General features: G+C 65.5%; 9 protein-coding genes. 5 read left to right on the forward strand and 4 right to left on the reverse strand.

Annotated elements, in window-relative coordinates:
* Positions 1–50: 50 nt before the first annotated feature.
* A complete protein-coding gene (ggt, locus tag DGN21_RS15905) occupies positions 51–1,760 on the reverse strand; it encodes a gamma-glutamyltransferase (RefSeq protein WP_126966880.1) in 1,710 nt (569 codons plus the stop codon).
* Positions 1,761–2,402: 642 nt separating this feature from the next.
* Between ggt and ilvC the strand changes: the two genes are divergently transcribed.
* From ilvC to DGN21_RS15930, 5 genes are all read left to right on the forward strand, one after another.
* Positions 2,403–3,404 (forward strand): ketol-acid reductoisomerase, encoded by a 1,002-nt coding sequence (gene ilvC / locus DGN21_RS15910; protein ID WP_039519112.1) that lies wholly within the window; start codon positions 2,403–2,405, stop codon positions 3,402–3,404.
* 42 nt (positions 3,405–3,446) lie between these two features.
* Positions 3,447–5,168, forward strand: coding sequence for an acetolactate synthase 2 catalytic subunit (gene ilvG / locus DGN21_RS15915; RefSeq protein ID WP_016902671.1), 1,722 nt, complete (start codon positions 3,447–3,449; stop codon positions 5,166–5,168).
* Complete coding sequence (locus DGN21_RS15920) at positions 5,152–5,409, forward strand: ACT domain-containing protein (RefSeq protein ID WP_054591287.1); 258 nt, start codon at positions 5,152–5,154, stop codon at positions 5,407–5,409. The genes ilvG and DGN21_RS15920 overlap by 17 nt, the downstream gene beginning before the upstream one ends.
* 75 nt (positions 5,410–5,484) lie before the next feature.
* Positions 5,485–6,603, forward strand: coding sequence for a threonine dehydratase (locus DGN21_RS15925; protein ID WP_046344200.1), 1,119 nt, complete (start codon positions 5,485–5,487; stop codon positions 6,601–6,603).
* Positions 6,600–8,162, forward strand: coding sequence for a 2-isopropylmalate synthase (locus DGN21_RS15930; protein ID WP_024940104.1), 1,563 nt, complete (start codon positions 6,600–6,602; stop codon positions 8,160–8,162). The genes DGN21_RS15925 and DGN21_RS15930 overlap by 4 nt, the downstream gene beginning before the upstream one ends.
* A gap of 772 nt (positions 8,163–8,934) precedes the next feature.
* On the opposite strand, the gene leuB is transcribed toward DGN21_RS15930, so the two are convergent.
* From leuB to leuC, 3 genes are all read right to left on the reverse strand, one after another.
* A complete protein-coding gene (leuB, locus tag DGN21_RS15935; protein WP_126966881.1) occupies positions 8,935–10,008 on the reverse strand; it encodes a 3-isopropylmalate dehydrogenase in 1,074 nt (357 codons plus the stop codon).
* Positions 10,009–10,102: 94 nt separating this feature from the next.
* Positions 10,103–10,750, reverse strand: a complete 648-nt coding sequence (gene leuD, locus DGN21_RS15940) for a 3-isopropylmalate dehydratase small subunit (protein ID WP_046344204.1) — start codon at positions 10,748–10,750, stop codon at positions 10,103–10,105.
* A gap of 67 nt (positions 10,751–10,817) precedes the next feature.
* Positions 10,818–12,266, reverse strand: coding sequence for a 3-isopropylmalate dehydratase large subunit (gene leuC / locus DGN21_RS15945; RefSeq protein WP_126966882.1), 1,449 nt, complete (start codon positions 12,264–12,266; stop codon positions 10,818–10,820).
* Positions 12,267–12,268 lie beyond the last annotated feature (2 nt).

Here is a 12,268-nt window from a genome sequence, read left to right on the forward strand (position 1 = left end):
CGGCGCACTGCGGTTGCAATTGAGCGGCGCCACGCACCGCAAGCGCCCGCTCAGTAGCCGGCGGCCTGCCCGTCCTTGCGGCTTTCCGAAGCGCCGTAATACACCCCGCTGGCCGGGTCGCGCGCGATCGCCTGGTACCCGCCATACGGGCCATCGGCAAAGATCACCCGGTGGCCTTTGCGCATCAGCGCGCGAATGGTGTCGTAGGAGAAGCCGGTTTCCAGGTTGACCTCGCCGCCGTCGCTCATCGCGGTGGCCTGGCCGGTCGGCTCGGTGGAGCCTTCATGCTGGATGCGTGGCGCGTCGCCGGCCTCCTGCAAATTCATATGGAAGTCCACCAGGTTCATCACGATCTGCACGTGCCCCTGCGGCTGCATCGCCCCGCCCATCACCCCGAAGCTCAGCCACGGCTTGCCGTCCTTGGTGACGAAGGCGGGAATGATGGTCTGGAACGGCCGCTTGCCCGGCGCGTAGCCGTTGGGGTGATCCTTTTTCAGCACGAACATCTCGCCGCGGTCCTGCAGGATGAAGCCCAGCCCGGGCGGGGCCATGCCGCTGCCCATGCCGCGGTAATTGGACTGGATCAGCGACACCATCATGCCGTCGGCATCGGCCACGGTCATGTAGATGGTGTCGCCTTCTTCCAGCTGCTTGGGCGTGCCCGGCTGCACTTCCTTGAGCGCCTTGTCCATGGAGATCAGCGAACGACGCTGCGCGGCGTAGTCCTTGGAAATCAGCCTGGCCAGCGGCGCCGGCTGGAACGCCGGGTCGGCATAGAAGCGCGCGCGGTCGGCGAAGGCCAGCTTCTTGGCTTCGGTGAACAGGTGCACATGCTCGGCCGAGCCATACGGGATCTTGGAGAAATCGTAGCCCTCCAGGATATTGAGCATCTGCAGTGCGGCGATACCCTGGCTGTTGGGCGGCAACTCCCAGACGTCATAACCACGGTAGTTGGTGGACACCGGCTCCACCCACTCGCCGGTGTGGCTGGCCAGATCCTCGTAACTCAGGTAGCCGCCATTGGCCTTGAAATAGGCGCCGATGGTGCGGGCGATGTCGCCCTTGTAGAACGCATCGCGGCCGCCGTCGGCAATCTGCTGCAAGGTGTTGGCCAGGTTCGGGTTCTTCCACAGCTCGCCCTTGCGCGGGGCATGGCCGTCGATGGTGAACTGCTCCTTGAAGCCTGGGTACTGCGACAGCCGCGGCACCGAGCGGTCCCAGTAATAGGCGATGGTCTCTGCTACCGGATGGCCCTCACGGGCGTAGCGGATCGCCGGGGCCAGGTTCTGCGCCATCGGCTTGCGCCCGAAGCGCTCGTGCAGCGCGAACCAGCCATCCACCGCGCCCGGCACCGAGACCGGCAACGGGCCGGTCGGCGGTATGTCCTTCAGCCCACGGCGCTGGAACTCGGCCAGAGTCAGCGACCTGGGCGAGCGGCCCGAGCCGTTGTAGCCGTAGAGCTTGCTGGTCTTGGGGTCCCAGACGATCGCAAACAGATCCCCGCCGACGCCGTTGCCAGTGGGCTCCATCAGGCCCAGCGCGGCATTGGCAGCAATCGCCGCGTCCACCGCCGAGCCGCCCTCCTTCATCACATCCAGCGCGATCTGGGTGGCCAACGGCTGCGAGGTCGCCGCCATCGCATGCGGGGCGATGACTTCCGAGCGGGTGGCGAACGGCTGCCCGGTGATCCGGTCGGCAGCAGTGAGGGGCGGCGCGAGCAGCGCCAAGGCAGACATCAACAACACAGGTACGCGACGCATGACAGAAGATCCCCGGACACCACAGATAAGTGGCCAACCATACCAGCGGGTCGGGCCGCCTCGCTCGACAAGCGCTGCCTGTCAGCACAAATACCGCGCATTTAGTGACTCGCATCGCCCGTCACCACCCTGCAACGATGCGGTTTCAACAGCAACCATGCTGCTGCCACGCGGTTTCGCGCGGCACAGCGCCGATTGATGCGGCCGTTTCATGCGCAAGGGTTGACACCCCACCTGCAGCGATGGTTATCTCAGTCACATGTCGCACCGCCACACCACCTCGAACGCCCCAGTGTCCGCGCCGATCGGCGCGTCGGCAGCGTCGCTTCTCGTGCTCGTACTTATTACCTCGCCAACCGGTGCGGGACGGGACTTCGTGTAGGCAACAGACACACAAGGCTTCGATCAGACCCCGCACCGGCAACGGCGCGGGGTTTCGCGTTTCAGGGACCACCAAAAGTTTCGAATGACATGAACGACATCACCGACATCGCCACCATCTGCCCTACCCGCGCCGACCACTGCGCTGGTGCAGTGCCTGCGTGGCCGGTGCCGTCGTCCATCCCCGCTTTGCTCGGCCGGCCAGCCCCTGACGCTGCCGGCTGATCCTTTTCCCACTGCCAACCCCGCAAGGACTACTCCATGAGCAACGACACCCAACCGAAAATCGCGATCATCGGCTACGGCAGCCAGGGCCGCGCGCATGCGCTGAACCTGCGCGATTCCGGCTTCGACGTCACCGTCGGCCTGCGTGCCGGTGGCCCGACCGAATCCAAGGCTCAGGCCGACGGCTTCACCGTGGTGGCGCCGGCCGAGGCGGTCAAGAGTGCCGACCTGGTCGCGATCCTGACCCCGGACATGGTGCAGAAGAAGCTCTACGAAGAGGTCATCGCCCCGAACATGAAGCAAGGCGCCTGCCTGCTGTTTGCGCATGGCCTGAACGTGCATTTCGACATGATCACCCCGCGCGCCGATCTGGACGTGGTGCTGGTCGCGCCGAAGGGTCCGGGCGCGCTGGTGCGTCGCGAATATGAGATCGGCCGCGGCGTGCCGTGCATCTACGCGGTCTACCAGGACACCAGCGGCAAGGCCGAGCAGTTCGCGCTGACCTATGCCGGCGGCCTGGGCGGCGCGCGCGCCAACATCATCAAGACCACCTTCAAGGAAGAGACCGAAACCGATCTGTTCGGCGAGCAGGCCGTGCTGTGCGGCGGCGCCTCGTCGCTGGTGCAGGCCGGTTTCGAAGTGCTGGTGGAAGCCGGCTACCAGCCGGAGATCGCGTACTACGAAGTGCTGCACGAACTGAAGTTGATCGTGGACCTGTTTTACGAAGGCGGCATCACCCGCATGCTGGAATTCGTGTCCGAAACCGCGCAATACGGCGATTATGTCAGCGGCCCGCGCGTGATCGACGCCAGCACCAAGGCGCGCATGAAGGACGTGCTGACCGATATCCAGAACGGCACCTTCACCAAGAACTGGGTGGCCGAGTACGAAGCCGGCCTGCCGAACTACAACAAGTTCAAGCAGGCCGATCTGGAGCACCCGATCGAGGAAGTGGGCAAGAAGCTGCGCGCCAAGATGGTGTGGCTCAACGGTCAGCAGCAAGCCGCCGCCGCACCAGCGAATCAACAAGCGGCGTAATGGCGCCGCACCCCCACCGCTAACACCGAAGGTCCGCAACGCATGAACACCTCCGCACACAGCACGCCCCGCAACGGCGCGCGCTGGCTGACGCAGGCCCTGGAAGCCGAAGGCGTGGAAACGCTGTTCGGTTATCCGGGCGGCACCATCATGCCGTTCTACGACGCCCTGGTGGATTCCAGGCTCAAGCACATCCTGGTCCGTCACGAACAGGGCGCCGCCCTCGCTGCCAACGGCTACGCCCGTGCCAGCGGCCGGGTCGGCGTGTGCGTGGCCACCTCCGGCCCGGGCGCGTCCAATCTGGTCACCGGCATCGCCGATGCGATGCTCGATTCGGTCCCGATGGTGTGCCTGACCGGCCAGGTCGCCACGCCCCTACTGGGCACCGATGCGTTCCAGGAACTGGACGTGTTCGGCATGACCATGCCGATCGTCAAGCACAGTTTTCTGGTGCGGCGTGTGGAGGATCTTCCGGAGATGGTGCGCGAAGCGTTCCGCATTGCGCGCGAGGGACGCCCCGGGCCGGTGCTGATCGACCTGCCCAAGGACGTGCAGATCGCCGATGCCTCGCATCTGCCCGATCATGTGCCGGCGGCAGTGTTGCCGCCTCCGGCCCCGGAAGATGCGAAATTGGCCGAAGCGCTGGCGGCCATCGCCAGCGCCGAACGCCCGGTGGTGTACGGCGGTGGCGGCATCGCCCTGGCCGGTGCGGTGGAGGCATTTCGGCGCTTTGTCGAAGCCACCGGCATTCCCACCGCGCTGACCTTGCGCGGCCTGGGCGCGCTGCCGCATGCGCATCCGGATTATCTGGGCATGCTGGGCATGCACGGCACCCGCGCGGCCAATATGGCGATCCAGGAATGCGATCTGTTAGTGGTGGTCGGCGCACGCTTCGATGACCGTGCCACCGGCAAGTTGAGCGAGTTCGCACCATTCGCGCGCGTCATCCATCTGGATGCCGATGCGTATGAAATCTCCAAGCTGCGTACGGCCGACATCGCCGTGCCCGGCGATGTGGCGGTCAGCCTGAAAGCACTGAGCGCGGCACGTGGCAATTGCCAGGCATGGCGTACGCGCTGCTTTGCCAACCGCGAAAAATTCGGCGCGCGTTACGACGCGCCCGGCACCGATATCTACGCGCCGGCGCTGCTCAAGCGCCTGAGCGAAGTAGCCCCGGCCGACACCATCATCGCGTGCGATGTAGGTCAGCATCAGATGTGGGTGGCCCAGCATTGCCGCTTCAACGATCCGCGCAATCACCTCACCAGCGGCGCGCTCGGCACGATGGGCTTCGGCCTGCCGGCGGCGATGGGCGCGCAGTTCGCCTGCCCCGACCGCACCGTGGTGCTGGTCTCCGGCGACGGCAGTTTCATGATGAACGTGCAGGAGCTGGTGACGATCGCGCGCTGCAAGCTGCCGGTCAAAATCGTGTTGCTGGACAACAGCTCGCTGGGCATGGTGCGGCAGTGGCAGGAACTGTTCTTTGCCGAGCGTTACAGCGAAATCGATCTGTCCGACAACCCGGATTTTGCCGCCCTGGCGCAGGTCTTCGGCATCCCGGCCAAGCGCATCATCGCGCGCGGCGATGTCGATGCCGCGCTGGCCGAACTGCTGGCGCAACCCGGCCCCGGCCTGCTGCATGTGGCCATCGACGCGCGTGCCAACGTATGGCCGCTGGTGCCGCCCAACAACGCCAACAGCACCATGCTGGACAGCAATCCCGCACACGCGGCCAAGGAGACATCGCATGCGTTACCGGCTTGATCTGGTGCTGAAGCCGGCCGAAGGCGCATTGGTGCGCGTGCTCGGCATGACCGAGCGACGCGGCTTCCGCCCCTGCGCCATCCACGGCGCCAGCGCCCCGGACGATGCCGGCCGCTGGCATCTGCAACTGGACGTGGACAGCACCCGCCCGCCGGAGACGCTGCGCCTGCAGCTGGAGAAGGTGTACGACTGCGAGTCGGTGACGATCACCGCGCTGGACTCGGTCGAGGTCGCGGCGTGAACGCCCGGACCTCGCGCGAGCATGAAACTGCTGTCCGGAGGTGTCTTCTCCCGGATCGGCCGTGCGCGTGCCGCAATGCCTGATTCCGGCCGCCCCTCCCCGCAGGAGCCAGACGTAGGCGACGTGGCGGTCAGCGTGGCCGACGTTCTGGCCGCGCAGGCCCGTCTGCGCAAGTATCTGTCGCCCACGCCGCTGCATTACGCCGAGCGCTTCGGTGTGTGGTTGAAGCTGGAAAATCTGCAGCGCACCGGCTCGTACAAGGTGCGCGGTGCATTGAACGCCTTGCTGGCGGGGCTGGAACGCGGCGACGAGCGCCCGGTGATCTGCGCCTCGGCCGGCAATCATGCGCAAGGCGTAGCGTGGTCGGCGTACCGGCTGGGCGTGCAGGCCATCACGGTGATGCCCTACGGCGCGCCGCAGACCAAGATCGCCGGCGTCGCGCACTGGGGCGCCACCGTCCGCCAGCATGGCAACAGCTACGACGAGGCGTTTGCGTTCGCGCGCGAGCTGGCCGACCAGAACGGCTACCGTTTTCTGTCCGCCTTCGACGACCCGGATGTGATCGCCGGGCAAGGCACGGTCGGCATCGAGCTGGCCGCGCATGCGCCGGACGTGGTGATCGTGCCGATCGGCGGTGGCGGGCTGGCCTCCGGGGTGGCGCTGGCGCTGAAATCGCAAGGCGTGCGCATCGTCGGCGCGCAGGTGGAAGGTGTCGACTCGATGGCGCGCGCCGTACGTGGCGATCTGCGTGAAATCGCTCCCGTCCCCACCCTGGCCGACGGCGTGAAGGTCAAGATTCCCGGCTTTCTGACCCGCCGCCTGTGCGCGAGCCTGCTCGACGATGTGGTGATCGTGCGCGAGGCCGAATTGCGCGAAACGCTGGTGCGCCTGGCCCTGGAAGAACACGTCATCGCCGAGGGCGCTGGCGCGCTGGCCTTGGCCGCCGGTCGCCGCGTTTCAGGGAAACGCAAGTGTGCGGTGGTCTCTGGCGGTAATATCGACGCAACTGTTCTGGCCACACTCTTGTCCGAGGTGCGGCCGCGGCCGCCACGCAAGCCGCGTCGTCGCAACACCGAGCGACTTCGCAACGAACGCAGCGCCAAGTCACTTCCCGAAACACCCGTTCTTTCCCGCCCATCCGCAGTCGCTCCAACGCCTGTCACCGCCATCGCCGTAGAGGAGTCTTCCTGGTGAACACGACCGTATCCAACCAGACCCCGCGTATCCGAATTTTCGACACCACCCTGCGCGACGGCGAGCAATCCCCCGGCTGCAGCATGACGCCCCAGCAAAAGCTGGTAATGGCGCGCGCGCTGGACGAACTCGGCGTGGACATCATCGAAACCGGTTTCCCGGCCAGTTCGCATTCGGACCGCGAGGCCGTCGCGATGATCGGCCGCGAGCTGCGTCGCCCCACGCTGGCGGTGCTGTCGCGCTGCCTGCAGGCCGACATCGAAACCTCCGCACGTGCACTGGAGGCGGCCGCCAATCCGCGCCTGCATGTCTTCCTGTCCACCAGCCCGCTGCACCGCGAGCACAAGCTGCGCATGAGCCGCGAGCAGGTGTTGGAGTCGGTGCACAAGCATGTGACGCTGGCGCGCGGCTATATCGACGACATCGAGTTCTCCGCCGAAGACGCCACCCGCACCGAAGAAGATTTCCTGGCCGAGGTGGCGCGCGTAGCGATCGCCGCCGGTGCCACCACGATCAATCTGCCGGACACGGTGGGCTTTACCACGCCGGAAGAAATCCGCGGCATGTTTTCGCGCCTGATCGCCAGCGTGGAAGGTGCCGACACCGTGATCTTCAGCGCGCACTGCCACAACGATCTGGGCCTGGCGGTGGCCAACTCGCTGGCGGCGATCGAAGGCGGCGCACGGCAGGTCGAGTGCACCATCAACGGCATCGGCGAGCGTGCTGGCAACTGCGCGCTGGAAGAAATCACCATGGCACTGAAGGTGCGCGGTGCGTTCTACAACATCGACACCGACATCAACACCCCTCGCATCGTCTCCACCTCGCAGTTGCTGCAGCGCCTGGTCGGCATGCCGGTGCAGCGCAACAAGGCAGTGGTCGGCGGCAATGCGTTCGCGCACGAGTCGGGCATCCACCAGCACGGCATGCTGCGCCATCGCGGCACCTACGAAATCATGCGTCCGGAAGACGTGGGCTGGGAGTCCTCGCAGATGGTGCTGGGCCGCCACAGCGGCCGCGCGGCGGTGGAACAGCGCCTGCGTGCCTTGGGGTACCTGCTGGAGGAAGAAGAGGTCAAGCTGGTCTTCGAGCAGTTCAAGGCGTTGTGCGAAAAGCAGCGCGTGGTCACCGACGCGGATCTGCAGGCCTTGATGCAGGACGCCACCGTGCAGGAAGGCTATCGCCTGGCGTCGATGACCATCAGCGATGTCGGCAGCCGTGCCAATGCGCTGGTGGAATTGTCCGACCCGGAAGGCAATCGCGTGGCCGAAACCGCACAGGGCAATGGCCCGGTAGACGCGCTCTTCGGCGCGCTGGCGTCGGCCACCGGTGTGAAGCTGGAGCTGGACAGCTACCAGGTACACAGCGTGGGCATCGGCGCAGATGCGCGCGGCGAAGCCAGCCTGAGCGTGCGCCACGACGGTGTGGAATACGAGGGCACCGGCACCAGCAAGGACATCATCGAAGCCAGCGCCCTGGCGTGGCTGGATGTGGCCAACCGCCTGCTGCGTCAGCGCGAGCGCGGCGTGGTTGCCGGCAAGACGGCTGCGGTGGCGTAACACCGCTCATTCGCTGGACGATGCAAACCTGACGGCCGGCAGTGTGATCTGCTGGCCGTTCTGGTTTTGGTGTCCCAGCTTTCTTGCAAGGGCGTCGATTTGCTGCGGGCGCCTGTGCGCCTACCGTCACTGGATACGGCGCCGCGCCACCGATCTTGGGGGCGGCATCTGCGGGTTTTATACGAATGCATCGGGTTGCTGCAGACGCTTGCACGCGTACCGGTGTGGGACACGCCGCAAGTACGTCCATGTAGGCTCTGGCGCGGCATCCATGCCGCTCAAGGTCCCACGCCGGCACCCGCGCAAGCACCACCAATTGCTATCGGGTGCGGAAAGAAATGCAGAGCGCATGCCGGGCTGGAGGTCCTTCGGAGCGTCCATCCTGGCGACGTGAGCAGATAGATGGCTTGCTGATTACATCGGCCAGGAAGTCCGCAGGCATCAACACGTGCTTGACGCATTGCTTGCCGGTCAGCAGTAGCAATCTTGGGAGCGTGGTGCCGCGTCGGGGGGCGGGACCGTGTGGCGGCATGGATGCCGCCACCGAGCCTCCAGGGACGGATTGACGGCGCGTCCCGACATCGGATGCGGCGCCGCGCTACCGACCGACCCTGCATGCCGACCAGTCCTGCGCACGCCATCCGCAGGTTCATGCAGATGCTTCGGTTGAATGATGTGGTCACGGATGAGGCAGCCGCCAAACGAAAGTGGCTATCGTCAGAAGAACGATAGCCACCAGGACGGCCACCACGCATCAAGGAAGCGATCGCTGTTACAGCGCGGCCACCACTGCATCGCCCATTGCCACCGTGCCAACCTTGGTCGTGCCTTCCGACCAGATGTCGGCGGTGCGCAGGCCTTGGTCGAGCACCTTGCCGACCGCTTGCTCGATCGCATCAGCGGCAGCAGATTGCGCAAACGTATAGCGCAACATCATTGCCACCGACAGGATGGTGGCCAGCGGATTGGCGATGCCCTTGCCTGCAATGTCCGGCGCCGAGCCATGGCACGGCTCGTACATGCCCTTGCTGTTGGCATCCAGCGAGGCCGAGGGCAGCATGCCGATCGAGCCGGTGAGCATCGACGCCTGGTCGGACAGGATGTCGCCGAACATGTTGTCGGTCACGATCACGTCGAACTGCTTGGGCGCACGCACCAACTGCATCGCTGCATTGTCCACGTACATGTGCGACAGCGCGATGTCCGGATAGTCCTTGGCCACTTCTTCGACGACGGCACGCCATAGCTGGCTCGATGCCAGCACATTGGCCTTGTCCACCGAACACAGCTTCTTGCCGCGCAAACGTGCCATCTCGAAACCGGCCTTGGCGATGCGGCGGATCTCGCTTTCGCTGTATGGCAGCGTGTCGTAGGCCTGACACTCGCCGTTTTCCAGCGTGCGCGTGCCCCGCGGCTGACCGAAATAAATGCCGCCGGTGAGCTCGCGCAGGATCAGCAGATCCAGCCCGGACACCACCTCCGGCTTGAGCGTGGAGGCCTCCGCCAGCTGCGGATACAGCAGTGCCGGACGCAGATTGGCGAACAACCCAAGCTGCGAGCGGATCTTGAGTAGGCCCCGCTCCGGGCGCAACGATGGGTCGATGGTGTCCCATTGCGGCCCACCGACGGCGCCCAGCAGCACCGCGTCGGCAGCGCGGGCACGCTCCAGCGTTTCGTCGGCCAGCGGGCTGCCGTACTTGTCGTAGGCCGCGCCACCCAGTTCGTCGTACACCACGCTGAAACCCAAATCATGTTGCGCATCGATGCGCGTCAGCACCTTGACCGCTTCGGCCATGATCTCCGGGCCAATGCCGTCGCCAGGAAGAATCAGAATCTGCTTGCTCATGCAATCCTCGTCAGTTGGCGCCGCAGCGCCTTGGAAATCAACATCGCGCCACACACACCTGGCATGACCGGCTCATCGGTGACCGCCGGCGACCTTACTGCAGCGCGCCGAACAGCCACGGTTGACGCGCGCGATGGCCTTGCTCGAAGCGACCGATCGCATCGGCGTCCTGCAGGGTCAGGCCGATGTCGTCCAGGCCGTTGAGCAGGCAGTGCTTGCGGAATGCATCGATGTCGAAGCCGTATTCCACGCCATCGGGGCGGCGCACGCGCTGTGCGGCCAGATCCACAGTGAGTTGATAGCCCTCGGTGGCCAGGCATTGCTCGAACAGGGCGTCCACTTCCGCTTCGGCCAGCACGATCGGCAGCAGGCCGTTCTTGAAGCTGTTGTTGAAGAAGATGTCGGCAAAGCTGGGCGCGATCACGGTGCGGAAGCCGTATTCGTCCAGCGCCCAAGGCGCGTGCTCGCGCGAGGAACCGCAGCCGAAGTTCTCGCGTGCCAGCAGCACGCTGGCGCCCTGATAGCGCGGGAAATTGAGCACGAACTCCGGATTGAGCGGGCGCTGGCTGTTGTCACGGCCGGGCTCGCCGATGTCCAGATACCGCCATTCGTCGAACAGGTTCGGCCCGAAGCCGGTGCGCTTGATCGACTTGAGGAATTGCTTGGGAATGATCTGGTCGGTATCGACATTGGCGCGATCCAGCGGCGCCACCAGTCCGGTGTGTTGGGTGAAAGGGGTCATTGAGAGAGGCCGGGATTGAGGATTGGGGATTGGGGATTCGAAAAGGCTGGGGATGGCGGAGCGCTTTTTACGAATCCCGAATCCCTATTCCCGAATCTCCAAGGTCACGCACATCAACAAAATGCCCGCTGACCGCCGCCGCTGCGGCCATCGCCGGGCTGACCAGATGGGTGCGGCCGCCGGCGCCCTGGCGGCCTTCGAAATTGCGGTTGGAGGTGGAGGCGCAGTGTTCGCCGCTGCCCAGCTTGTCCGGGTTCATCGCCAGACACATCGAGCAACCCGGCTCGCGCCATTCGAAACCGGCGTCCAGAAATACCTTGTCCAGGCCTTCGGCCTCGGCCTGCGCCTTGACCAGGCCCGAGCCGGGGACCACCAACGCCTGCTTGATCGTGGAGGCGACCTTGCGGCCCTTCGCAACCGCAGCGGCCGCACGCAGGTCTTCGATGCGCGAGTTGGTGCACGAGCCGATGAACACCCGGTCCAGGCGGATCTCGGTGATCGGCTGGTTTGCGCGCAAGCCCATGTACTTCAGCGCGCGCTCGATCGAATCGCGCCGGGTCGGATCCTGTTCGGTTGCCGGGTCGGGCACCAGCTGATCCACCGCCAGCACCATTTCCGGCGAGGTGCCCCAGCTGACCTGCGGCTTGATGTCTTCGGCGCGCAGCTCCACCACCGTGTCGAAGTGCGCGTCGGCATCGGAGACCAGCGTGCGCCACAGCGCGACGGCCGCCTCCCAGTCGGCGCCCTTGGGCGCGAACGGGCGACCTTGCACGTAGGCAATCGTCTTTTCGTCCACCGCCACCATGCCCACGCGCGCACCGGCTTCGATGGACATGTTGCAAATGGTCATGCGGCCTTCCATCGACAGGTCGCGGATCGCGCTGCCGGCAAATTCCAGTGCATGGCCGTTGCCGCCAGCGGTGCCGATCCTGCCGATCACCGCCAGCACGATGTCCTTGGCGGTCACGCCGAACGGCAGCGTGCCTTCCACGCGCACCTGCATGTTCTTCATCTTCTTGGCGATCAGGCATTGCGTGGCCAGCACATGCTCGACCTCGGAGGTGCCGATGCCGTGCGCCAGCGCGCCGAACGCGCCATGCGTGGAGGTGTGCGAATCGCCGCAGACCACGGTCATGCCCGGCAGGGTGGCGCCCTGCTCCGGGCCGACCACATGCACGATGCCCTGGCGTGCATCGTTCATCTTGAACTCGAGGATGCCGAAGTCGTCGCAGTTCTCGTCCAGCGTCTGCACCTGCAGGCGCGAGACTTCGTCGGAGATCGACTCCAGCCCGCCCTGGCGCTCGGCACGCGTGGTCGGCACGTTGTGGTCGGGCGTGGCGATGTTGGCGTCGATGCGCCACGGCTTGCGCCCGGCCAGGCGCAGGCCTTCGAACGCCTGCGGCGAGGTCACTTCATGCAGGATGTGGCGGTCGATGTAGATCAGCGACGAACCATCGTCGCGGCGCGTGACCTCGTGCAGGTCCCACAGCTTGTCGTACAGCGTCTTGGCAGTCATTG

The sequence above is a fragment of the Xanthomonas sp. MLO165 genome (assembly GCF_018831305.1).
In the GTDB taxonomy this organism is placed as follows: domain Bacteria; phylum Pseudomonadota; class Gammaproteobacteria; order Xanthomonadales; family Xanthomonadaceae; genus Xanthomonas; species Xanthomonas arboricola.

Coding starts and splice junctions, on each gene's coding strand:
- leuC (WP_126966882.1), bottom strand. CDS start 12,266: ATGACTGCCAAGACGCTGTACGACAAGCTGTGGGACCTGCACGAGGTC.
- leuB (WP_126966881.1), bottom strand. CDS start 10,008: ATGAGCAAGCAGATTCTGATTCTTCCTGGCGACGGCATTGGCCCGGAG.
- DGN21_RS15920 (WP_054591287.1), top strand. CDS start 5,152: ATGCGTTACCGGCTTGATCTGGTGCTGAAGCCGGCCGAAGGCGCATTG.
- ilvC (WP_039519112.1), top strand. CDS start 2,403: ATGAGCAACGACACCCAACCGAAAATCGCGATCATCGGCTACGGCAGC.
- DGN21_RS15925 (WP_046344200.1), top strand. CDS start 5,485: ATGCCTGATTCCGGCCGCCCCTCCCCGCAGGAGCCAGACGTAGGCGAC.
- ilvG (WP_016902671.1), top strand. CDS start 3,447: ATGAACACCTCCGCACACAGCACGCCCCGCAACGGCGCGCGCTGGCTG.
- leuD (WP_046344204.1), bottom strand. CDS start 10,750: ATGACCCCTTTCACCCAACACACCGGACTGGTGGCGCCGCTGGATCGC.
- ggt (WP_126966880.1), bottom strand. CDS start 1,760: ATGCGTCGCGTACCTGTGTTGTTGATGTCTGCCTTGGCGCTGCTCGCG.